Raw genomic sequence first — 24123 nt, 5'->3', positions numbered from 1 at the left:
GGTTGGCTGATCAGCCGCGACGACGCAGGGCGTCGATACGCTCTTCCAGCGGCGGGTGGCTCATGAACATGCGAGCCAGACCCTGTTTGATGCCGCCATTGATGCCGAAGGCGTTCAGGGTGTCGGGCATATGCACCGGCAGGCCCTGTTCCGAACGCAGGCGCTGCAGCGCACCGATCATGGCGTTGGTGCCGGCCAGGCGGGCACCGGCTTCGTCGGCACGGTATTCACGCTTGCGCGAGAACCACATGACGATGGCGCTGGCGAGAAAGCCCAGGACCAGCTCGGCGAAGATGGTCGCCACGTAGTAGGCAACGCCCTGGCCTTCTTCGTTCTTGAAGATCACCTTGTCGACGAAGTTGCCGATGATCCGCGCGAAGAACATCACGAAGGTGTTCACCACGCCCTGGATCAGCGCCAGGGTTACCATGTCGCCGTTGGCAACGTGACCGATCTCGTGGGCCAGTACGGCTTTCACTTCATCGGGCGAGAAGCGCTCCAGCAGGCCCTGGCTGACCGCCACCAGAGCGTCGTTCTTGTTCCAGCCGGTGGCGAAGGCGTTGGCCTCGTAGGCCGGGAAAATACCCACTTCGGGCATCTTGATCCCGGCTTCGCGGGACAGTTGCTCAACGGTTTGCAACAACCATTGCTCATGGCGGGTGCGCGGTTGAGTGATGATCTGCGTGCTGGTGCTCATCTTCGCCATCCACTTGGAGATGAACAGCGAGAACAGCGAACCGGCAAAACCAAAGACGGCACAGAAAATCAGCAGCTGATTGAGGTTGAGATCAACCCCATTGGCCGCCATGAACCCGTTGAAGCCGAAAAGGCTCAGGGTGATGCTGGCAATCAGCACGACCGCAAGGTTAGTGGCCAAAAACAGCAGGATTCGCATCATGGTTGTAGAAATCTCCTCAAGCTAAAGATGTAGCGTACTGCGGGGTATATAAGGTGCGGCAACGGCCTATTCAATACGGCTTCTATTTCAAACTGTGTCGTCTAGCCCCGGGGTTAGACGCTTGCATGGACGCGGCGCGGGCAATTGTCGGATGGGGCAATCAACCGGCTGCGGTGCAGGATTTGTGACAATGGGCCGGACGGAAAGTGCAAGCTTATAGAAGGGGCGTGGTGCAGGGCAGCGAAGATGTGTTGCTGAATTAATCGCAGTGCGACCGGGTAAGGATCGCACTGCGTGATTCGGATTACTGGCGGTAGGACTTGAGGAAACTTCCGATCCGCCCAATGGCCTGTTCCAGGTCATCGACCCGCGGCAGGGTGACCACGCGGAAGTGATCCGGCCAAGGCCAGTTGAAGGCGGTGCCCTGGACCACTAGGAGTTTTTCCGAAAGCAGCAGGTCGAGAACGAACTTCTCATCGTTATGGATCGGGCAGACTTTCGGGTCGATCCGGGGGAAGGCATACAGCGCGCCCATGGGTTTCACGCAGCTGACCCCGGGAATGTCGTTGAGCAGCTCCCAGGTACGGTTGCGCTGTTCCAGCAGGCGGCCGGGCGGCAGCACCAGGTCATTGATGCTCTGGTAGCCGCCCAGGGCGGTCTGGATCGCGTGCTGGCTGGGCACGTTGGCGCACAGGCGCATGTTGGCCAGCATGTCGATGCCTTCGATATAGCTCAGGGCATGCTGCTTGGGACCGGAAATGGCTACCCAGCCGGAACGGAAGCCCGCCACCCGATAGGACTTGGACAGGCCGTTGAAGGTCAGGCACAGCAGGTCCGGCGCCAGGGAAGCGGTGCAGATGTGCACGGCGTCATCGTAGAGGATCTTGTCGTAGATCTCGTCCGAGAACACCACCAGGTTGTGCTGGCGGGCCAGTTCCAGCATGCCCAGCAGCACCTCCTTGGGGTACACGGCGCCGGTGGGGTTGTTCGGGTTGATGATCACCAGAGCCTTGGTATTCGGGGTGATCTTGGCCTTGATGTCGGCCAGGTCCGGCCACCAGTTGGCCTGCTCGTCGCACAGGTAGTGCACCGGGTTGCCGCCGGCCAGGCTCACCGCGGCGGTCCACAGCGGGTAGTCCGGCGCCGGTACCAGCACTTCGTCGCCATTGTTGAGCAGGGCCTGCATGGCCATCACGATCAGTTCGGAAACACCGTTGCCCAGGTAGATGTCTTCAATGCCGATGCCTTCCACCTGCTTCTGCTGGTAGTACTGCATCACCGCCTTGCGCGCACTGAACAGGCCCTTGGAATCGCTGTAGCCCTGGGCGGTGGGCAGGTTGCGGATCACGTCCTGGAGAATCTCGTCCGGCGCCTCGAAACCAAAGGGCGCCGGGTTGCCGATGTTCAGCTTGAGGATGCGATGGCCTTCCTCTTCCAGACGCTTGGCGTGCTTGAGCACTGGGCCGCGAATGTCATAACAGACGTTGGCGAGCTTGTTCGATTTGCTGACCTGCATGGCGATGTGTTCCCGAAAATGAACGATCCAGGCGGAGGATGAACTACCGTACTGGGAATCCTGCCGTGTCACACCGGCCTGTAGCCCGCACCGGCGCGGCAAAATCCGTTTGAATGGGTGTAACGCGGCTGCCAGACTGGCGTCTGACGAGGCGCAATCATACGTGCCGCCCGATCCGTGGAAAAGACACAGATCGGGCTTTTTCCGTTGCAGAGGAAGGACCATGGAAAAGCTGGAAAAAACCCTGGAAGAGTGGCGGGCGATGCTCGATCCGGAGCAGTACAACGTCTGCCGGCTCAAAGGCACCGAACGGCCCTTCTCGGGCAAGTACAACGGCACCAAGACCGATGGGGTCTATCATTGCATCTGCTGCAATGAACCGTTGTTCGACTCCAAGGCCAAATTCGACTCGGGGTGCGGTTGGCCGAGTTTCTTTGAACCCATCGCCGACAGTGCCATGGTCGAGATTCGTGACGTGAGCCACGGCATGATCCGGACCGAAGTGGTCTGTGCCAAATGCGATGCCCACTTGGGCCATGTTTTCCCGGACGGTCCGCCGCCCACCGGCTTGCGTTATTGCATCAATTCGGTTTGCCTGGATCTGGTTCCGCGTTGAATAGCAGGGCGATTCTTCGGAGTCGCCTTTCGGTTAATTAAATTGCGTGCAATTTAATTGATCGCTATTTTTACTGCCTCTTATCTTGAATGGAATTGCTGCCATGACCGATTCGCTGCTGACTATTCCCTGCACCACCATCAAGGGTGAACAGAAGACCCTGGCGGACTTCTCCGGCAAGGCTGTGCTGGTGGTCAACACCGCCAGCAAATGTGGCTTCACGCCCCAGTACAAGGGACTGGAGGAGTTGTGGCAGACCTACAAGGACCAGGGCCTGGTGGTACTGGGGTTTCCGTGCAACCAGTTCGGCCAGCAGGAACCGGGTGACGAAGGGGCGATTTCCGAGTTCTGCGAGCTGAACTACGGTGTCAGCTTCCCGCTGTTCAAGAAGATCGAAGTCAATGGCGCCGCCGCTCACCCGCTGTTCGTCCAGTTGAAGAAGCGTGCGCCTGGGGTCCTGGGTTCCCAGGGCATCAAATGGAATTTCACCAAGTTCCTGATTGGTCAGGACGGCAAGCTGGTCAAGCGTTTCGCGCCGACGACCAAGCCCCAGTATCTCGGCCGCGAGATTGAAGCCCTGCTCAAATGAACGACCTGTCGGCGGATTCACTGAAACTCGATTCCCAGCTGTGTTTCAAGCTGTACGCTGCCTCGCGGGCGGTGGTTCGTGGCTACAAGCCGATGCTCGACCGCCTGGGCCTGACCTATCCGCAGTACCTGGTGATGCTGGTGCTGTGGGAGTGGCAGGCGGTGCCTGTGCCGCAGCCGACGGTGAAGGCGCTGGGGGAGCGTCTATCCCTGGATTCCGGCACCCTGACCCCATTGCTCAAGCGTCTTGAACAACTGCAACTGGTGCAGCGCCAACGCTCAGGACGTGATGAGCGGGAAGTGCACCTGAGCTTGAGTGAAACGGGTCTGGCGCTGCGCGATCAGGTGCCGCCACTCAAGGCGGCGCTATTGTGCGAGAGCGGCGTTGACCTCAACAGCCTGGACCAGTTGCGCGACGGCCTCGATCACCTGCTGCAGCAGATCAGAGCCTTGTCGTAGTGGGCACCCACAGATCCAGCAGGGCGATCAGTTCCTCGCGGCGAAATGGCTTGGCCAGGTAGTCACTCATGCCCGCCGCTCGGCAGCGTTCGCGCTCCTCGGGCATGGCGTTGGCGGTCAGGGCAATGATCGGCAAGTCCGGCCAGCGCCCGCTGCGGCGGATCTGTCGGCTGGCTTCATAACCGTCCATGACCGGCATGTTGCAGTCCATCAGCACCAGGTCGAAGCGGTTGTGCTCCAGCTGGTTGAGGGCCTCGGCGCCATGGACGGCCACGGTCACGGCACACCCGAGCTTGCTGAGCATGCCTTTGGCCACCAGTTGATTCACCGGGTTGTCTTCCACCAGCAGAATGTCTGCCCGGCGGATCTGCGCCGGCATTTCCAGCTGGGCGTCATTGAGGGTAATGGTTTCCGCCAGCAACGAGCGGCGCAGGGTCTGATACAAGGCATTGCGCGCCAAGGGGCGAGCCTGTTGCTGCAGCGGCGCCAGGGCGCTGGCCTCTTCGCTGGGCAGGAAGCTGCCATAGGCGGTCACCAGCAGGATCGGCGCGGCAATGGCCGGGCGCAGGCCGAACAGGCATTCCGGGCAATCCGTGATCAGCAGGTCGGGGTCACGCCCGGCCAGCGAGTCCTCGATGTCGTAACGCTGGTAGTCGAGCCCCCAGGTCGGCAGCAGGGAACCCAGCAGTTCAGCCAGGCCGCTGCCGGCGTCGGTGATGGCGATGATCTTGCCGGACAGCGCCGGCGGCGCAATGGCCGGGGTGTGGCAGGGCAGCGGCAGATCGGCGCAGAACTGACTGCCGAAGCCCACTTCCGAGCTGATGCTCAAGCGCCCGTTCATGGCCTCGCAGAGGTTGTAGGTCAGGGCTAGGCCCAGCCCCGTGCCGCCGTATTGGCGGGTGATACCGGCGCCCGCCTGGGTGTAGGGCTGGAAGATCCGCACCTGGGCTTCCTGGGCGATGCCGATCCCGGTGTCGCAGATTTCGATACGCACCCCGTCGCCCTGGGTGCTCAGGCGTACATCGACGCGGCCGAAGCGGGTGAACTTGAGGGCATTGGACAGCAGGTTGCTGACGATCTGTCGTACCCGCATCGGGTCCCCCAGCACCAGGGCCGGAAAGTCCGGGGCGATCAGGCAGGCCAGTTCCACGCTGGCTGCCGCGTTCTGCGACAACAGGTTGGCGGTGTCTTCCACCAGCACCCCGAGGTCGAAGGGGATGCGCTCCAGCTCCAACTGCCCGGCGTCGAACTTGGACATGTCGAGAATATCGTTGAGCAGCTCCACCAGGACTTTGCCGGAGTCGTGGGCGATAGACAGTTGCTGGCGCTGTTCGGGGGTCAGCGGGCTGTCCAGGGACAGGGCGATCATCCCCAGCAGGCCGTTGAGCGGGGTGCGGATCTCGTGGCTCATGTTGGCCAGGAATGCGGCGCGGGCCTGGGCCATGTCCAGGGCAGTGCGCCGGGCGATCTCCAGCTCCTCGTTGGACTGGCTGAGCCGGGCGTTGCTGGCCTTGAGCTCGGTGGTGCGTGCCGAGACCATGTTTTCCAGCTGCCCGAGGTATTCGGTCAGGCGGTTCTCGGCATTGCGTCGTTGCTGGATCTCGGTGGCCATGATCTCGAATTGCTGGTTGGCCACCTTGACCAATACCCCGACTTCATCGTTCTCGTGGCCGTGGGGAAACTCCAGTTTGGTCTGTTGCGGGCTGCGCGGGTCACGGCTGCTGAGCTCGCGGATCACCCCCACCAGAGGCTTGGTCAGCATGACGTAGAACAGTGCCAGGAGAATCCCGGTGAGGATCAGGCTACGGGCGAAGCCGTTGATCAGGGTGACCTCGGCGCGGCGCAGGAAGCGGCTGCCGAAGGCATAGGTGTCGACGTCCAGATGCAGGGTGCCGAGGGACTCCTCGGGCAGGTGGCTGAGGTACAGGCGATTTTCGAACTGCCGGTCGGCACCGAACAGGAAGTCGCTGAGGGCCCGGTAGGGGCTCTGTTGCGCGGGCCGTTCGACGTTGGCCAGCAAGGTATTGTTGTTGTCGATGAGCTGCGCACGAATGATCGCCGGGGAACGCAGCAGACCCAGGGTCAGTTCCTGGGCCAGTTCGGAGTCGATGTTGTAGGCAATGCGTGAGGCCGGGTTGTGACTGATTTCCAGCAGTGACTGAATTTCACGATTGATGGAGGCATCTTCGCTGGCATAATCGATGCCGATTTGCAGCAGACTGAGCGCGGTCCCCAGAATGAAACCCACCAGCACGGTGAGCCGGGCCTGTTTATAGGACAGGCGATTGGTGAACTTGATATCCATGGGGGGCTGAACCACTTTCGTTTCCCTTCGCTGCGTAAGCATAGCTGATCATCTTTGGTTGCCGGCCTGGCCTGGCAGCAGCTGATAAGGCAATAGACCCTTTGATCAGGACGGCGTTTGGTCTGTGTGACGCATCATTACCTTGAACGTGCCTGAGGAAAAGTCGTGGATGCCCGATTGAATGCATTTCTTGAACGTGCCGATGCCGTTCTGGCCCGAATCGAACCGCTGCTACCTGCCTTGCGTCAGAGCATTGACTGGAATCACTGCCTGGCAGCCCGCTGGCAGCGTGAAGGCCGCAGTGGCTTCCTGCTGCCCCTGGAAGTCAGCCTGGATATGCGCCTGAGCGATCTGATCGGGGTCGACAAACAGCGCGAGCAGTTGGCGCGCAATACCCAGCAGTTTCTTGACGGCCTGCCGGCCAACCATGCCTTGCTCTGGGGCTCGCGTGGCACCGGTAAATCCTCCCTGGTGCGAGCCTTGTTGGCCGAGCACGCCAAGGGCGGCCTGCGGTTGATCGAGATCGAGCGTGATCACCTGGCGGACCTGCCACGGGTGGTGGAGCAACTGGTCAAGCTGCCCCAGCGTTTCGTGCTGTTCTGCGACGACCTGTCGTTCGAGGCCGGCGAGGGCGACTACCGGGTGCTCAAGAGCGTACTCGACGGTTCCCTGGAGCAGGCTCCGGAAAACGTGCTGTTGTACGCCACCTCGAACCGCCGGCACCTGGTGCCGGAAAAGGAAAGTGACAACGAGAACTGGAAGCGCGTCGACGGCGAACTGCACCCCAGCGAAGCGGTGGAAGACAAGATCGCCCTGTCGGACCGCTTCGGCCTGTGGCTCTCGTTCTATCCCTTCACTCAGGAACACTTTCTCAATGTGGTGGAACACTGGATCGGCGAACTGGCGCGCAAGGCCGGCTTGAGCTGGCAGCGCACTGAAGAGCTGGACATTCTGGCGGTACGCTGGGCCACGGGCCGGGGCAACCGCAACGGCCGATGTGCCTATCAATTTGCCCGCTATTGGGTGGGCTTGCAGTTGTTGGAGCAAAAAGCATGATCGATTTACAAAGTGCCGGCCAAGGCCTGGATGGCTACGGGCTGCTGTGTGCCCAGCTGGAGTCGCTGTTGGCCGATGAGCGTGACTTCATCGCCAACGCCGCGCAGTTCTCGGCGTTCCTGTTCAGCCAGCTCGATGACCTGAACTGGGCCGGCTTCTACCTCAATCGCAACCAGGAATTGGTGCTCGGCCCGTTCCAGGGCCAGATCGCCTGCGTGCGGATACCCTTCGGTCGTGGCGTTTGCGGCACTGCCGCGGCCACCCTGCTGACTCAACGGGTAGAGGATGTGCATGCCTTTGCCGGACACATCGCCTGTGACAGCGCGTCCAACAGCGAGCTGGTGGTGCCTCTGGTCAAGGACGGCCGGTTGATCGGCGTGCTCGACCTGGACAGCCCGAAACTGGCCCGCTTCAGCCCGGCGGACCAGGCCGGGATCGAACAACTGGCGGCGATCTTCCTGCGCCTGAGTGACTGCTGACCGCCATCAGGCGGTCAACCCTGCCTTTTTCAACAGAGCGTCACGATCCACGGCATCGATCTGCTGTGGCACCAGGAAGCGCTCGGCGTAGCGCTGATAGATCTGCTCCTGAAGAAACAGCTCGAACAATTCGGGATCGATGTGGGCGTCGCGGCACATCATGGCCATGATGTTCAGCGCTTCGCTGAGGGTCTTGCCCTTCTTGTAGGGGCGGTCTGCCGCGGTCAGTGCCTCGAAGATATCGGCAATCGCCATCATCCGCGCCGGCAGGCTCATCTGTTCACGCTTGAGCTGTTTGGGGTAGCCGCTGCCGTCCATTTTCTCGTGATGGCCGCCGGCGATCTCCGCCACGTTCTGCAAGTGGCTGGGAAAGGGCAGGTGGTTGAGCATGATGATGGTCTGCACGATGTGGTGATTGATCACATAGCGCTCCTCGGCGGTCAGCGTGCCTCGGGGGATGCTCAGGTTGTACAGCTCGCCACGGTTGTACTTGTGGGCTGGCACCTGGAGCTTGAAGCCCCAGGGATTGTCCGCGGTCATGATCTCCACGGCGCTGCGTTCCAGCAGGTGTTCCGGCTTGTCCGCCAGCAGATGCTCCTGTACCGGCAGGCTGGGCGCCGGGGTGCGGTTCTGACGCTGCAGCTCTTCCCAGGAAACCCCCAGGCGATCGTCCAGGGTCCGGCTCCAGGTGCGCTGGGCGATGATCTGCAGGCGCTGCTGGTCGGCCTCGGCCATGAACTCGGCCCCCAGATTGCAGTGCGCGACAAAAGCGAAATCCTCGTCCAGGGCCCGCAGGCGCTCGTCGCGCTCGGCGGCCTGGGCGGTGGCCTCGGCCCCTTCGGCCACGGCCCGCCAGTAGTCGATCCAGGCATCGCGCTTGAGCACTTCGAAGCGGGTGCGGATTTCATGAATCCGGTCATTCAGGGTTTCCAGCTTGGTGGCTTTGTCCACCACGTATTCCGGGGTCGTGACCTTACCGCAGTCATGCAGCCAGGCGGCAATATGCAAAGCTTCCCACTCGTCGTCGCTGGGTTGATAGGCGGCGAACCTCGGGTCCTGGCTGGCGGCAGCGGCTTCGGCCAGCATCAGGGTCAGGGCCGGCACGCGCTGGCAGTGGCCGCCGGTGTAGGGACTCTTGGCATCGATGGCCCCGGCCAGCAACTGGATAAAGGCGTCCAGCAGATGCTTTTGCTTGTTCTGCAGGCGCTGGCTCTCGATGCACAGCGCGGCGGTGGCGGACACCGCCTGGATAAAGGCGATACGGTCCGGGCTGAGTTTTTCCAGGTCTGCCTCGGTGCCGCTGTCCACCAGAAACAGTAGGAGCATGCCCACCGTTTCGTTGTGCCGATTGCGCAAGCGGATGCCCACCAGATGGGAGCTGGGACTGTCCAGGGCCAGCAGCACGCTTTGCAGGCTGCCGGCCTGTTCGAAGCCCAGGGTAGTGACCACGTTGTCGTTGTCGGTCAATTGATGCAGCCAGTCCGGGAGCCTCGGGTCCGTCAGGTCTTTGGTGGCGATATCGAAGCGCTGCAGGTCCTGGAGTTGTCCATCGATGATCAGGCCATAGGGTTGCAGGCGCGAACCCTTGCTTTCCGTGAGGTAGATCAGCCCGGCCTGGGCCTGGGCGATCTTCACGGTCTCGAACAGCACCCGTTGCAGCAGGGGATCGAAGCGGGTTTCGGCGGACAGACTGGCGTTGATCTCGAAAAAACTGGCCAAGGTATCTTTCATCCGGGCCATGGACAGGCTCAGTTGGTCCACCTCCAGCACAGGTGAGCGCCGCGACACCGGGTAGTCGAAATTGAAGCTGCGGATGGCGTCCGCTTCCTGCACCAGAGCGTGCAGTGGCCGCACCAGAATGCGCGAGATCAGCCAGCCCAGGGGCAGACACAGCAGCAGGGTGGTCAGCGTGATCAAGGCCCCTTGCCAGCGCAGGCGGTAGGCATCGACCAGCAGTTCGTCCTCGGGCACCAGCAATGCCAGTCGCAGTCCGCCGGGCCCGCCTTCGGCGATATGGCTGCTGGCGACTATCCAGTCGCGTCCCAGGGCCTGCAAATGACCGTCAACGGTCTGCCCCTGCAACAGGGCGTCGAGCATCGGGTTCAGGTCATTGCCCTTGATCAGGCGCGCGCTGCGCTGTTCCAGGAGCAGCTTGTGGCTGTCGGGGTAGGCCACGACATTGCCCTGGTCATCCAGCAGCGCCACCTCGGTGGCCGGTGTGACCCGGTTCTTGGCCAGGGTCGATGACAGTTGTTCGAGGGTCAGATCGGCACCGATCACTGCCATTCTGCCGCTGCGCCGGGCCAGGGTGGTGCCGACGTTGAGGGTGGAATAAAACACATAGGGCCTGGTGGTGATCTGGTCGGCATCGCCCCGGGCGCTGGAGAACCAGTCACGGGTTCTCGGGTCGTAGCGCTCGTCGGCGTTGTGCCGACGCTCGATCAGGGACAACCCGGCGTCATAGAACAGCGACTGTGAGTGAACCTGGCCGCTGCTGGCATTGCGCTCGATGCTCCAGATTTCGTAGGCGCTGTCCGGCGGGGCATGGCGCTTGTCCTTGATCTCGGCGTTGCGCAGCGGACGCACCATGAAGAAGTCGCCATTGGCATATCCCAGGTACAGCGAGGCCAGGTTCGGGTTGTCCTGCAACGACTGGCTGAACGGCTTGAGCAGCGCCAGACGCTGTTCCAGGTTTGAAGCCTGGGCCGCCGGGTTGTCCGCCAGCAGGCTGAGCAGGTGGCGTATGGGGTCATAGGTGGATTTCAGGTCGCTGCGCACATCCTGTTCGATGCGCTGGAAGAGTTTTTCACTGCTGCCCAGGATGATGCGGGTGGTCTGTTGGTAGTTGTAGATGCCCAGCACCACGCCAGTCAGGAGCAGCAGCAGGGTGAACATCACGCTGATATGGATATGGAGAGGAAAGCGGCGTTGTGTAGGTTGTGGCGTGCTCGGCATTCCAATTCTCTCCAAGGGCACATCAGGCATAGCTCAGGAACTAAGCATAGTTAAGGCCGGTATTTTCTGCCTTGGCTTTGCCTGGGGATTGAGGATGTCGGGAAGTCCATGGGCGCGGACCCCATAGAGTTGGACTACTGCGCTGAAATACTGGCCTTTTGATATATGCCTGGCAAGAGGCTTGATCATCGGTGATCAGCAAGGTTCCAAGAAGCCTCCGGGGCCACGGCGGGGCAGGTGGCAGCCGGCGTCCGTTGCCGGTGCTGGTCCAGATGCTGCAGCAGGGATTGGGTAAAGCGCAGCAGGGCCCGGTCCAGGGCGTTGCTTGCGGCGCTACAGGCCTCGATCCCGGCATTGTCCTGGCAGACCCGCTCCAGGGCTTCGCAACAGGCCAGCAAAGAGGTAGCGCCGAGCATTTTCGCCGAGCCCTTGATCTTGTGTGCCAAGGCTGCCAACGCTTGGGAGTCGCCGGCCGGAATCAGTCCCAGGGCGAGGCGGTCCTCGCGACAGCACTGCAGGAGCGCCTTGAGCATGCGCAGGGCAAGCAGTGGCTGGTTGCGGGTCAGGGTGCGCAGGGTCGATATGCTGAAACTGTCCGCCCTGGGCAGCGCCTTGAGTGTCTCCAGTGTCTGGCTCAGCAGGTTCAGATCCAGGGGTTTGAGCAGGCAGTCGTGCATGCCGGCATTCATGCAGCGCTGGATCGTCTGGGTATCGTCGCTGGCGCTGCAACCGAGGAGTGTCACCGGCGGCCGTTGCTGCAGCGCTTCATGTCGGCGGATGGTCTCGGCCAGTTGATAGCCGTTCATCAAGGGCATGTTGCAATCGACGATCAGCAAGTCGAAATCGCCTTCTTGCCATTGCTCGTAGGCCTGCACTCCATCCCCCACGCAGGTGACCCGGTGCCCGAGGTACTCCAGTTGTTCCTGCAGCAGTGTCAGGCTGGCGTGGTGGTCGTCCGCCAGCAGGATGTCCAGAGGCAGGCGGTTGGCCTGGGGTACAGGGGCCGGACTGGCCCGGGCTGCCCCCTCCCGCCCGGCCAGTGGCAACTCCACCCGGACTTCGCTGCCGGGGCCGCGGCGCCCGTGCAGGCTCAGCTTGCCCCCCATCTGCTGGCACAGCTGATGGCTGATGGGCAGCCCGAGCCCGGTACTGTCCCGTGGCGACTGGCTGTGCGGGTCAACCTGGGCAAAGGGTTGCAGCAGCCGTTGCCGCTCCTCCCGGGGAATGCCTATGCCGGTGTCCAGCACCTGCAGTAGCAGCTTGTAGTGCCCCTTATGCATCGTAAGTTGCAGTTGCAATCTGACCAGGACCGCACCCTGGTGGGTGAACTTGATTGCATTGCTCAGCAGATTTGCCAGCACCTGCTTGAAACGCAGGGTGTCGATCAGCACCAGGGGCTCTGGCTCAGGGGCCTTGAACTCAAGGCTGAGGTCCAGGTTCTTCTGCCGGGCCAACGCCTGGAACACCCCCATCACCCCATCGACGCTGCCCCGCAGGCTGCTCCAAGTCGGGTTCAGTTGCAGGTGGCCGGATTCAAGCCGGCTGATGTCCAGCAGGTCTCCGAGCAACTCGCGCAAATCCCTGGCGGCGCCCAGGGCCAGTTCCAGGGAGGCGTGGTTTTGTGGATGGTCCCTGGTTCGTTGCAGGATCAGTTCCAGCAGGCCGATGAAGGCGTTCAGCGGAGTACGGATTTCATGGCTCATGCAGCCCAGGAACTGGATTTTGCACCGGTTGGCTTCTTCGGCTTGGCGCTTGCCGGTTTCCAGTGCTGCCACTGACTGTTCCAGCCTCCCGGATTGCTGCCGAAGACTGTGCCGTTGTCGGTAGAGTCGGGCCTGGTTCAGCCATGACGCCAGCAGCAGGACCAGCAGCGTGATAACGCCGGATGGCGAGAGCAGGGCCTCGATCATCGCCGCGGCGCTCGACGGGGCCAGGGCATGAGGAGCTGGCGCTTCATATCAGTTCATTGCGCTTGGCCATGTCCACCAGTTCATTCATGGAGGTGGTGGCGAGTTTTTGCATGATGCGCTTCTTGTAAGTACTGACAGTCTTGTTGCTGAGAAACATGCCCGTGGCAATTTCCTTATTGGTTTGGCCCATTGCAAAAAGCTTCAGAACCATTAACTCCCGATCATTCAGCGAGTTGAATTGCGCCAACTCCAAAGTTTCACCAAGCGCACTTCGATCAACTTGCAGCGCCTGGCTGGGAAAGTAGTTGTAGCCACTGCAGATGGCCTTGATGGCGCTGAGCAATTCACTCAGGTCTTCCTGTTTGCAGACATAGCCGCTGGCCCCGGCGCGCATGCAGCGATTGGCGAACAAGGCCGCCGACTGGGCGGTGAGGACCAGGATTCGCAAGGGCCTGGGCATGTTGCTCAAGCGCTCCAGCAGCTCCAGTCCGTCGAGTTTTGGGATGCAGATATCGAGTATGACCAGGTCCGGTTCGCCTTCACGAACCATTTGCAAGGCATCGACTCCATTATCGGTTTCCCCGAAGACTCTATAACCCTCGTGTTCCAGCAGAATACGAATGGCCATGCGTATGACAGGGTGGTCATCAACGATAAGTACTGTGCCCATACTGGTCTCCTACCGATAAGTGGAAGTTCGAACAGTAGCCCAGCTGATGGAATGGAAGTAGCTGTGAAAGTGTGGAAAAACCCAATCTAAGACGGGTCCTACAGCGAATAAGGGGAGGTATTACAGCCAGTTGGCATAGAAGGGAAGTTAAAGCGGGATTGACCTGCATCGGGCTGCCGGGTACAGCGGTAAAAAGTCGGCTGGCGAATGCCATCGCAGGCCGCCCCCCGGGAGGAGGGCGGCCTGAGCCTCATGGTGTTTTCTTATCGATACCGGCTTGCAGCAGCTGGCTGTCACTGTGGGCGCCGACACGCAGCGGGCCGAGGTTGAACAACTGGTCCTTCTGGGTGGCGTCATCCTGTTTGCGGGTCAATTCGGCCACGCTGCCGGTGGCAATGTTGACCGGTGACTTGGACAGGTTGGCGCCGACGTCCACGCGCAGTTCCGAGCCGGCCAGGTCGGTTCTGTTGACCTTGGATCCACCCAGCTCGACGCGGCCCTCGCTGGCCCTGATGCGCGCACCGGTAAGATTGGTTTCACCGCCGACCCGCAGGTTGACGCCCTGCTGGGTACTGATCCCCGAGGCCTGTTCCACGCGGTTCTTGCTCTCGTGGCTGACGTTCAGGTTCAAGGTCGGGGTATAGGAGGTCTTACCGCTCTTGTCGCCAAACAGCACGCCTTCAGCGGTATTGGCCACTTTGCTGCCGGCGGTGTTCTTCTCGCTGACCGAATAGCTGTCGCTGGTTTTTGGCCAGAAGCGCTCTTTCAGGCTGGAGAGACGATTGCCCACGGCGTCGGCCTTGTCGGCCAGGTAGTTCTTGGCCTTGTCCACGCCGTTGCCAATGGCGCCGCGTGGTTCAGGGTTGACGTCGTAGCTGCCGCTGCGGCTGAGTTTCTCCCCCAGGCGTTCCTTGGCTTCGCTGGCCTTGGCGACCACGCTGTCCTTGGCCGAGCTGACCTTTTCCACCCCTTTGTCGACGGCGTTTTCCAGCTTCTCGCGGTGTTTGTCGAAACCTTTCTCGGCCTTGGCCTTCAGGTCGTCCTTGAGCGGACCGGCCGGCTTGGCCAGCTTGTCCACCAGCCCTGGCTGGTTCTTCGCCACTTCCAGCTTGGCGTCGATATTGACCTGGGTGTTACGCAGCCGGTCCTGACGGCTTTCGATGTTGAGGTCGCCACCTATGGCCCCGTCGAGCCGTTGCGCGTCGATGTTGGCGCCGGCCAGATGCACGTTACCGGCACTGTTGAGGGTCACCTGATCGGCCTTGATCAGGCTGTTGTGCTGAGTCGTGTTCTGGCGCTGATCGACGTCGATCTTGACCCGGGCATTGATCCCGCGATCGACTTTCGGCGTGTCGTGCTCACTGGCGTCGGCCAGGGTGGTCTTGCCCATGCTGCCACCGGCGCCCAGAGTCAGGCCCCAGTTGTTGTGGGCCTGGGTGGATTGCGCCGACTCCTGGTAGATGCCGCCCTGGGCCGCATCCAGCACCACCTTGGCGGCGTCGATGCGCGTGCCCTGCAGGTGAATGGCGCTGTCGCCCTCGGCTGCGCTGCCCAGTCGCACCTGGCCCTGGCTGTAGAGCTGGGCGCCGCGCTGGCTCTGGTCGTTTTCATTGACCCGGCCGATGTTGAAGTTGGCGCTGAGGTTGACGCTCTTGCCGCTGCTTTGCTCGCTGCTGGTCTTGCTGCCACCGGCCGTGAGGCCGCCACCGAGGTTGCTGCCCTGGCTGTGGTGGGTGTCCACCGCTGCTTGCAGGTCGAGCTTGCCGCCGGCGTCCAGGGTGATATCGCCGGCCGGCCGCGCGGCGTTGCCGATCTGTGTGCCTTGCAGCGTCAGGTCGCTTGCACTCTTGAGGTTGACCGGCCCCTGGCCCTGGATGCTGGCAACCCGCGCCTGGCTGTCCTGCTGCTCGAGGCTCTTGTGATCCAGTTGCAATCCGGCGCCGACGTTGAGGTTGGTGCCGCTGCTACCCGGAGTGGTGCCCAGGGTCAGGGAGGCATCGCCACGCAGGCTGGAGTTGCTGCTGCTCTGGCGATCATTGGCCTGATTGAGTGCCAGCTTGCCGTCGGTCTTGATGTTGACGCCGCCCAGGCCGCCATTGAACTGGCTGCCTTCGAAGCTGGCATCGCCACCGACCTTGATGTCCACGCCCTGGCTGCCGGCGTAGCTGCCGACCTGGGCCTTCTCGGAGCTGCTGGTGACGTTGCTGCTGCCACCGGCACCGCTGCCACGGATGTTCAGGTCTTCACCGGTGTTGGTGTAGACCCGTACGCCGGCCTTGGCGTCCACGGCCTGTTCGCTGCTGCTGTGGGTATCGCTGGCGGCACTGGCCACCAGGCTGCCGGCGCTGATCTGCACGGCGCCGTCGGTGGCGCGGTACTGGGTGCCCTGGTCCTTGAGTTGCCCATCGGCCTTGACCGCGACCTGGGCGCCGCTCAGCTGGCTGACCACGGCGGTGCTGGCGTTTTCGCTGCGTTGGCGGTTCTGGTGGCTGACATCCACATCGAGCCCGACATTGGGCTGTTCCAGGGCATCGAGTACCCCAGGCTGGTGGAACTTGCGCTGGGCCACGCCCTGGATGGCTTTTTCGATGGGGCGGGTGACGCCCTTGTATTCGACGTTGGCGCCGACATCCACCGCCCAGTTGTTCTCCTTGTGGCTGCTGCTTTCGCGGTTGTGCGCGGCCTGGTTGTCGATCTCGGCTGCATTGACCTGCAATGCACCGCCGGCCTTGACCTGGGCGCCTTCGGTGGTGAGGCGGTTGCCGGCATTGATGGTCAGGTTGCCGCTGGCAGCGATGTTGCTGGTCTGGGCAGTGCTCTTGCTGCTGCTGTCCTGGCTGCTGGTGTGGGCCACTTCCAGGCCATTGCCGGCGCGGTCCAGGCCACCGGTGTAGTAGAAGCCGCCACCGGTGGTGGTGCTGTCGCTGTGCTTCTGGGTTTGGTTGTCCGCAGCCAGCAACTGCACATTCTTGCCGCTCAGGCTGGCATCGCCGGCCGTGGCCGCAAGGTCGCTGCCTTGCACCTTGAGGTCCTCGCCGGCAGTGACCGCCAGGGTGCCGCCAGTGAGGCTGGAGGCCTGTTGCCGGGTGCTGTCGCTGCTGTCGTTGCGCTGCTCATCCTGGTAGCGCACTCCAGCCCGGTACTGGCCGGTGCCCGGGGCGTTTTCCTTGGCGTAGGCGTCGAAGCCGCGCTTCTGGGTGCTGCTGCTGTCGTGCTGGGTGTTTGCGGCGGCCGCGACCTTAACGGTGCCCTTGGCGCTGGCGTCCAGTGCTCCCGCAGCGGCCACCTGGGAACCGCTGATGGTCAGGTCCTCGGCACTTTGCAACTTGAGGTTGCTGTCCGAGCGCACCTGGCTGCTGACGGTGGTGCTGTCCTTGTGCTGCTGACGGCTCTCATCCTTGGTGATGCCGAAGAACTTGCTGTCCTTGCTGTGGCTGTTGCGGTGGGAGGTGTCCTGCACGCCGTCGATGGTCAATGAACCCTTGTCGCTGATAACGCTGGCCTGGGTGCCGCCCCGGGCCTGGCTGCCGCTGATGCGTACGCTGTCGGCGCGCACGATCAGCTTGCCGTCGGCGATGACCTTACTGCCCTGGTTCTCGGTCTTGCCCTGGTCGCCGTCGGCGTTCTTGCCGAAGAAACCACCGCCCACCAGGTCACCGGAGTAATGCTGGTTGCTCTGGCTTTGCCGGCGGCTGGCGCTGTTGATGTCGACGTCCTTGGCAGCCAGTTGGATGTCGCCCTGGCTGCGTAGTTCGGCGCCCTCAAGGCGCAGATTCTGCTGGCTGTCGAGTTGCAGTTGCTTGCCGCTCTTGAGCTGGCTGGTGACGCTGCGCTGCTGGCTGCTGGCGTTGTCCCAGTTTTCCTTCCACAGGTGCTTGCGGTGCTTGCCCTGGTCGCGCTGGGTCTGGGTTTCGGTGGCGGCAGTCAGTTGCAGGTCGCCGCCGCTGCGGGCACTCAGGCGATTGCCGGCTTCGACGCTGCTGCCCTGGATCTGGGTATTGGCGCCGGATTTCAGCTCGGCGTCATGCTGGGCCAGCACCTTGTTACCGTGCTGGCGTGTTTCGCTATCGGTCTGGGTAGCGTCGTAGGTCTCCCAGGTGATGCCGATGGTGCTCTTGTCCCACTGCTGGCGTTTTTCCTGGAGCTTGCGGCTTTCGATACTGCTCAGGGTCAGGTTGCGCCCGGCATCGAGCTTGACGTTGCGGCCGCTGACGTCGGTGGCGGCCAGGGTCAGGTCCTTGGCACCGTGGAGTTCGATATCACCCTGGCTGCGAACACCGGCGCGCGTGGCGTCGAGGCTGTTGGCCACGGCCTCGCCGCGGATGTCCAGATCACCGGCGGAGCTCAGCTTGACTCCGTCGCGGCCATCCACCTGGACGGCGCCCACCCGGACTCCGGCACCTTCAGCGGTGCTGACGATGTTGATCCGCCCGGCCTGCATGGCGCCGAACAGGCTGGCATCGATGCGCTGGTCCTGGGTGTGGCTGGTCGGGTCGACCTTCAGCACCTTGCCGCTGGGGTAGTCGAGCTGATTGCGGCCCACGGTCACGTTCAACTGGTCCCGGGCGGCGAGGCTGCCTTTGCTGTCGATGCGTGGGGCGATCAGGTTGATCGAGCCTTCGGCATTGCGCAGACCGCCGCCGTGGATATCCAACTGGCCCCGAGCGTCCTGGGTGTTGAGCCCCTGCAGCTTGCCGTCCTGGAGTTCCGGGCGACCCACCACCAGGCTGGCGTTGGGGGTGTTGATGAAGCTGCCGCCATTGACCGAGATGCCATTGGGGTTGGCCAGCACGAAATCGGCGGCGCGGCCGAAGATTTCCTGGGCGCCATTGAGTTGCGAGGCGTTGCGACTGATCACTTCGTTGAGGATCACGCTGGCCGCCTGGCCCTGGAGCTGCGCGTTGGCTGCCAGTTGCCCGGCCAGTTGCGATTGCCCGGCCTGCAGGGCGTTGTTCAAGACCACGCCTTGTTGCCCGACGTTGTAGTCCAGGAACTGGTTATGGGACAGGCCACCGGCATTGGGCGCGACGATGTTGACGATGGGCACGCCGCCCTGGTTTTGCAGTTGCGGGGTGCCGCCGGGGCCTTCGACCACGGTGATTCCGCCGGCCAGGGCCAGGGGTAGATGGGACACCAGCAGCAGGCCGGCGATGGTCCAGCGCAATGTGCCCTGGGGTGAAAGGTTGAATCTATGAGTGTTGTCAGGCATGAGAACCTCGTGCTGAGTGGGTGAGCCGGGCGTTGCTTTCTTGGGTGCAACGGCGCGTTGTGCTCAGGTTCATCGGGTGTTTCAGGCTAATCGGCGGTTGATCAAATCTGCAGGCTGAACCTGGCCAGCCAGACTTCCGGTTCCGTGCGAAAGCCCTCTGGGTTGCTGAGGCTGCGTTGGTAATCCAGGTCGACCTGGAGGTTTTTCCAGGCCAGGTTGAGGCCCAGGCTGGCACCGCCGAGATGGCGGCTCTGGGCGCCGTGCTCGGCCTTGATCCAGCCGTTGTCCAGGCCCAGGCGTGGGGTGATCTTGACCGGCAGGTCGCTGTTGAGCGGCAGACGCAGCGTGTTGCGCCACACCGCGCCGATGGCGCCGGAGGCACTGTTGACGCGGTAGCCGCGTACCGCCGAGTCATCGGTGCCCAGCAGTTGTTCGATGGCCGGCAGCGGGTCCGGGCTGTATTGGGCCGAGAGTTGGCTCTGCCACTGCCAGCGCTGGTTGCCCCACTGGCCGTTGCGCCACTGGCTGAGGCCGGCGCGGTACTTGCGGAACTGCGCCTGGGGCAGGTTGCGTTGCACCTGCTGCGAGTCACGGTCGGCGCCGAACCAGGTCAGGCCCTGGGCGTAATTGACATCCAGGTTCCATACCGCGCTGTTGAGCCAGAACAGGTTGAGTCCTGCCTCGGCCACGGTCAGGGTCGGGCTCTGGATCTGCAGGTGGGCTTTTTGCAGGTAGCTGTCCACGTCCTTGTAGGCCAGTTGCAGGTTGGCGCTGAGCTGGTGGCTCTGATCGCGCCACAGCACCCGGTCGGCGCGGCCGCTGACCATGTCGGTGCGGCCGCTGTTGTACAGGGTGGTGCGGGCCAGCTTGAGCGGGGCGCGGTATTCGGCGTGGCTGGCGAACAGGCTGTAGGTCCAGTAACCGTAGGGCACCGAGTAGAACAGGCTGCTGCTGCGGCTGTAGCGCGGGCCGTGGTTGAGGGTGTCGCTGTAGTTCAGGTTCAGCGCGTCGTTGATCTGCAACGGGCTGTCCAGATTGAGGTTGATCGACTGCCGGTCGCGGCCGGTGCCGGCGCTGCCGAGGTTATCCACACCCAGGCCGAGGCCCCAGCGCGCGGCGCTGCTGCGCGAACGCAGGATGATCCGCGAGGCCCCGGGCTGACTGCCCGGGGCGATATCGGCGGTCAGGTCCAGGGAGCGCAGGCGGTTCAGTTGATCCAGGCCCTGCTCCAGGTCCCGCAGGTTCAGGGGCTTGCCGAGCATGCCCGGGAAAGCACCGCCCAAGGACACTGGCAGGCTCTGGTCGGCCAATTCGATGGCTTCGACGTAGCCTTCTTCCACCAGGATATCCAGGCTGTGGCCGGCTGCCGGGGTGCTGGCCAGGTAGGGGCGGCTGGCAATGTAGCCGGCCTCGACGTAGAGACGGGTGATGGCGGCCAGCAGCTGGTTGATCTGGTTGACCCCCATGCACGGAGCCACGTACGGCTTGATGGCGTCATTGAGCCGGGTCTTGCTGAACAGGCTGACGCCGCCGATGCGGGTGCCGCTTAAGGGCCAGCAGCGGCTGTCGCTGGCGGTCTGCTCCGGCAGGTTGGGCGTGGCCGGGGTGCTGCTGAAGCTGCCGCGCTGCATCTGCCGCTGGCGCTGCTCCAGTTGCAACTGGAGCAGGTCCCGTTGCTGTTGCTGCTGCAGGCGCAGGGCTTCCTGACCCGGTTGCAGATCGTCGGCCAAGGCCGGGGCCAGGCAACTCAGACCCAGTACCAGTCCCAGGCACCAGCTGCCGGAGTGGGCAAGAAGGGAGCGGTCGGTGCGTGATGAATAGGGCACTTGGCATCCTTACTGTAAAAAGACCAAGTGACGAACAACAGAAAAGCCGATCGTTGAGGCTCAACTAGTGACGTCGCTTTAAGTTCTGCACGGTGAATATGAGGTGCCGTCGATTGCTATATCGGGGGCCTATGTTCAAGTGCTCGCGAGTGACAATTCCTGAGTGAGAGCCGGGTGCTTCAATCTAAAATCAGGTATGACAAAAGGGTTGAGTGAGTTGCAGTGCAAACGTTACAGCGCAGTGTGAAATTAATTTTTCCGAGGGCGGTCAGCGGGGAAATATCTTGTTGAAATCGAGACTATCCGAAACTAAAAACTCGATTTGTACGTAAATTGTAAATGCATAGAAGGCTAACAAAAATTCCTGGCGGCCTTGATTGGCAAGGGGTTCAGGGAATTCGTGAGAATCTGCAAAGGTAGGATGTTTGGTTGAATCAAGAACAGGTGTTCGAATTTGTGAAAGCAGCGCAATATCTGCGCCCCGCACACCGAGTGTTTACGGCTAGTTGCTCTTTCTACCTGAGTAGTTGCTCTAGTCGTGTTGTTCGTTAATTGAATTCATGTTGGTCGGGGAATGCCTTAGAGTCGGACTCTTGAATGAAATGCCCGTAGCGCCGAGTATTTTTCCCCTTGTACTGGCGTATATCCGGAGTTTGTCGGCTGCTGTTGCGGCGGCCGGGCTAGGGGAATCCCTTAGTTGTCGATTGGATGTTGCAGGTCATATCAAGTGCCTGGCGCAGCGGCCAGGCACTTGATGAGCGAGGGTCATTGCGGACTTGAGCGTCCGGTCATTTCCCGGGCCATTTCACTGGCGTAGCTGTCGGTCATGCCGGCGATGAAATCGATCATGCGCAGGAACGAGGTATGCAGCGGCCAGTTCGGGTCCGGCGCGTTATTGCCCAGCAGATCGAGAATCCGCCGGTTCTTGAACGACGGGGTCTTGCCGCCGTGCTGCTCCAATGCCGCGCCGCAAAACGAGTTCAGGAGAATTTCCAGGGTGGTGTAGGCGCCGATCTCGTGCAGGGTCTTGCGCTTGTCCTGGAAGATCTTGCGCCGCGCCACGTCCTTGGCATTGAGCACGCAACGCTTGGCCGGGCCATGCATGTGCTCCACCAGATCGCCGTGCAGGGTGCCGGCCAGCAGTGCGTCCTGCTGTTCGACAAAGGCCCGGGCGGCGGCGTTGGTCAGGTGCTCAATGGCCTTGCCCCGCAGGATCGCCAGGCGGCGCCGGCGCGAATCCCCCGGGCCCAGCTGGCGATAGGTTTCCGGCAGGTCGTCGCCCACCAGCCCCAACAGCAGGGACTCGACTTCGGCGTACTCCAAAAGGTCCATCTCCAGGCCGTCTTCCAGGTCGATCAGGGCGTAGCAGATGTCGTCCGCCGCTTCCATCAGATACACCAGCGGATGCCGGGCCCAGCGCTGTTCCTCCAACTGCGGCAGGCCCAGCTTGTGGGCGATCTGTTCCAGCAGCGGCAATTCGCTCTGGTAGCAGCCGAACTTGTGCTTCTTGTAGCCCAGGGAATCGGCGTGGCGCGCGGTCCAGGGGTACTTGAGGTAGGTGCCGAGTGTGGCGTAGGTCAGCCGGGTGCCGCCATCGAACTGGTGATATTCAAGCTGGGTCAGGACCCGGAAACCCTGGGCATTGCCTTCGAAATTGAGGAAGTCCTGGCGTTCGGCCTCGCTCATCGCGTCCAGCCAGCCACGCCCGGCGGCCTGCTGGAACCAGTGGCGGATGGCGTCTTCGCCAGAATGGCCGAAGGGCGGGTTGCCGATGTCGTGAGCCAGGCAGGCCGACTGCACGATCATCCCCAGGTCGCTGGGGTCGCACCAGTCGGGCAGGGCGCCGCGCAGGGTCTCGCCAACGCGCATGCCCAGGGAGCGACCGACGCAACTGACTTCCAGGGAGTGGGTCAGGCGAGTGTGGATATGGTCGTTGCTGGACACCGGGTGCACCTGGGTCTTGCGCCCCAGGCGGCGGAAGGCGCCGGAGAAGATGATGCGGTCATGGTCTTTATGGAAAGGGCTACGGCCGAGTTCTTCCGGGCTGTGCACTGGCTTTCCGAGGCGTTCGCGGTTGAGCAGGGTCTGCCAATCCAAGGCGGGGTCTCTCCGAAAAAAAACTGAAGGGCAGAGCTTCCGGGTTCCTGGGCGTGGCCGCAAGAGGCGCATGGCCTGTGCTGGTGCATCTATGGGGCCGACGCCTTCGCTGGCAAGCCAGCTCCTACGCGGAAATGGCGTGGCCTGCGCCCCACCTGTAGGAGCCGGCTTGCCGGCGAAAGGGCCCGCAGCCCGTGCACCCATCGTGTCGCCGCGCTCGCTGCGCTCGCCGGCAAACGGGACGGGGCTACAGGCCGGCGGCGTCGATATCGATCAGCAGCAGGCGCTGGCCGTTGTCGAAGAACTGGCCGGCAGTCAGGCAGTACTGGTTGCTGGTGGCGTCGCGGTAGGTGTTGGACAGGGTCAGGCGGCGCTCCTCCCAGCCTTCGGCCAGCAGGTGATAGAAGTACGGGCGCCAGGACCAGTTGTGGCCCACATAGCTGCTGTCGGCCTGCCAGCGGTTATGGCGCCATTCCAGATTGGGCGTCAGTTGGGTGCCGTGGCGGTCGCACTGGTAGAAACGCAGCAGCCAGGGAAAGGCCTCCACGGCGGGCAGCTGGCTGATGGGAGCCTGAGCCTGGGCCCAGGCCTGCAACAGGTTCATCAGCTCTGCCAGTTGCAGGCGCATGCGCATCAGGCGGTTGCGTTCGGCCAGCTTGTGCCGCACATAGCGCTCGCGCAGGCGGGCGAAGGGCTGGACGAAGGCATCGCTGGCGAACAGCTGTTCCTCGGCCCGGGCAAACAGGAAGCCCTGTACGTAACGCGAGCCGCACTCCAGGGCGAAATCCAGTTCGGCCTCGGTTTCCACCCCTTCGGCGATGATCCAACAGCCGGTTTTTTCCGCCATTTGTGCCAGGGCCTTGACCACATCGCTGCTGGGCCCGCCCCGGGCTGCGGCCTGGAACAGGCGCATGTCGAGCTTGAGGATGTCCGGTTGCAGCGCCAGCACCCGGTCCAGTTGCGAGTAGCCGGCGCCGAAATCGTCGATGGCGATTCGCGCCCCCGCCTGGCGATAGCGCGCCACCACCTCGGTCAGGCGCTGGCTGTTGCCCCCCAGCTCGGTGATCTCGAAGACGATGCGCCGCGGATCGACCTCGTTTTGCTGCAACTGCTTGAGGCTGGGCAGCGGCTGTCCTGGCCGCAATCGACTGATCCAGCGTGGGGAAATGTTCAGGCTCAGGAACCAGTCCGCCGGGGCTTCGTGCAGGCGGCGCAAGGCATCGTCGCGGACCAGGCGATCAAGACGCCGCAAGGCGCTGGAAGGGGTGCGGGGATCGGCGAACAGCGGCCCCACCGACGCCAGTTGCCCATTGCCCTGGCGCAGGCGGCCCAGAGCTTCGACTCCGGCAATGCGCCCGGTAGCGGTATCGATGAATGGCTGGAAGCAGGCGAGCGGTTGCCCGTCGATCACAGGGCCTCCTTATAGAGTCTTGTTGGTAGGGGGGCTGTGGCTGTCGGGTAGACAGACAGGCGTCCAGGCTGGGTGAACATTGCCGCGTTCAGCAATACGGCGTTTTCACCCACCCTGGGTCGACCCCT

15 protein-coding genes are annotated in these 24123 nt (G+C 62.6%); 5 read left to right on the top strand and 10 right to left on the bottom strand.

Annotated elements, in window-relative coordinates; all coding sequences use genetic code 11:
• Positions 1-10: 10 nt before the first annotated feature.
• A complete protein-coding gene (htpX, locus tag PQT43_RS05935) occupies positions 11-898 on the bottom strand; it encodes a protease HtpX (protein ID WP_102880432.1) in 888 nt (295 codons plus the stop codon).
• A gap of 304 nt (positions 899-1202) precedes the next feature.
• On the bottom strand, positions 1203-2414 hold the full coding sequence (locus PQT43_RS05930) for a pyridoxal phosphate-dependent aminotransferase (RefSeq protein ID WP_016965070.1): 1212 nt from the start codon (positions 2412-2414) through the stop codon (positions 1203-1205).
• Between the two features lie 223 nt (positions 2415-2637).
• Here PQT43_RS05930 and msrB point away from each other — a divergent pair, with 223 nt between their 5' ends.
• The 3 genes from msrB to PQT43_RS05915 all read left to right on the top strand — a co-directional run bounded on the left by msrB (position 2638) and on the right by PQT43_RS05915 (position 4077).
• Positions 2638-3030: a peptide-methionine (R)-S-oxide reductase MsrB gene (msrB, locus tag PQT43_RS05925; RefSeq protein WP_102880431.1), complete on the top strand. Its 393-nt coding sequence runs from the start codon at positions 2638-2640 to the stop codon at positions 3028-3030.
• A gap of 103 nt (positions 3031-3133) precedes the next feature.
• A complete protein-coding gene (locus PQT43_RS05920) occupies positions 3134-3619 on the top strand; it encodes a glutathione peroxidase (RefSeq protein ID WP_272753607.1) in 486 nt (161 codons plus the stop codon).
• Positions 3616-4077, top strand: a complete 462-nt coding sequence (locus PQT43_RS05915) for a MarR family winged helix-turn-helix transcriptional regulator (RefSeq protein WP_102860911.1) — start codon at positions 3616-3618, stop codon at positions 4075-4077. The genes PQT43_RS05920 and PQT43_RS05915 overlap by 4 nt, the downstream gene beginning before the upstream one ends.
• Here PQT43_RS05915 and PQT43_RS05910 read toward each other — a convergent pair.
• Complete coding sequence (locus PQT43_RS05910) at positions 4061-6382, bottom strand: hybrid sensor histidine kinase/response regulator (RefSeq protein ID WP_272753606.1); 2322 nt, start codon at positions 6380-6382, stop codon at positions 4061-4063. The two genes, PQT43_RS05915 and PQT43_RS05910, sit on opposite strands and share 17 nt — an antisense overlap.
• Positions 6383-6547: 165 nt before the next feature.
• Between PQT43_RS05910 and PQT43_RS05905 the strand changes: the two genes are divergently transcribed.
• Positions 6548-7438 (top strand): ATP-binding protein, encoded by an 891-nt coding sequence (locus PQT43_RS05905; RefSeq protein ID WP_213665763.1) that lies wholly within the window; start codon positions 6548-6550, stop codon positions 7436-7438.
• Positions 7435-7917, top strand: coding sequence for a GAF domain-containing protein (locus PQT43_RS05900; RefSeq protein ID WP_272753605.1), 483 nt, complete (start codon positions 7435-7437; stop codon positions 7915-7917). Before PQT43_RS05905 ends, PQT43_RS05900 begins: the two co-directional genes overlap by 4 nt.
• Before the next feature lie 6 nt (positions 7918-7923).
• On the opposite strand, the gene PQT43_RS05895 is transcribed toward PQT43_RS05900, so the two are convergent.
• From PQT43_RS05895 to PQT43_RS05865, 7 genes are all read right to left on the bottom strand, one after another.
• Entirely contained in the window at positions 7924-10872 is a 2949-nt protein-coding gene (locus PQT43_RS05895) for an HD domain-containing phosphohydrolase (RefSeq protein WP_272753604.1), read from the bottom strand.
• A gap of 185 nt (positions 10873-11057) precedes the next feature.
• On the bottom strand, positions 11058-12782 hold the full coding sequence (locus tag PQT43_RS05890; protein WP_272753603.1) for a response regulator: 1725 nt from the start codon (positions 12780-12782) through the stop codon (positions 11058-11060).
• Positions 12783-12825: 43 nt separating this feature from the next.
• Entirely contained in the window at positions 12826-13452 is a 627-nt protein-coding gene (locus PQT43_RS05885) for a response regulator transcription factor (protein ID WP_102860916.1), read from the bottom strand.
• 250 nt (positions 13453-13702) lie between these two features.
• Positions 13703-18661: a hemagglutinin repeat-containing protein gene (locus PQT43_RS05880; protein WP_272753602.1), complete on the bottom strand. Its 4959-nt coding sequence runs from the start codon at positions 18659-18661 to the stop codon at positions 13703-13705.
• A gap of 101 nt (positions 18662-18762) precedes the next feature.
• Positions 18763-20487 carry a ShlB/FhaC/HecB family hemolysin secretion/activation protein gene (locus PQT43_RS05875; RefSeq protein WP_442962464.1) on the bottom strand — a complete coding sequence of 575 codons (1725 nt, stop codon included), beginning with the start codon at positions 20485-20487 and terminating at the stop codon, positions 18763-18765.
• Positions 20488-21252: 765 nt separating this feature from the next.
• Positions 21253-22584, bottom strand: coding sequence for a deoxyguanosinetriphosphate triphosphohydrolase (locus PQT43_RS05870; protein WP_102860919.1), 1332 nt, complete (start codon positions 22582-22584; stop codon positions 21253-21255).
• A 247-nt stretch (positions 22585-22831) separates the two neighbouring features.
• The gene (locus tag PQT43_RS05865) at positions 22832-23995 is read right to left on the bottom strand and encodes an EAL domain-containing protein (protein WP_102880423.1); all 1164 of its coding nucleotides are present in this window, start codon (positions 23993-23995) and stop codon (positions 22832-22834) included.
• Positions 23996-24123: the final 128 nt, after the last annotated feature.

The sequence above is a fragment of the Pseudomonas sp. BLCC-B112 genome, from assembly GCF_028550695.1.
GTDB classification, from domain to species: Bacteria; Pseudomonadota; Gammaproteobacteria; order Pseudomonadales; family Pseudomonadaceae; genus Aquipseudomonas; species Aquipseudomonas danubii.
This window is presented reverse-complemented; position numbering and strand designations above follow the sequence as displayed.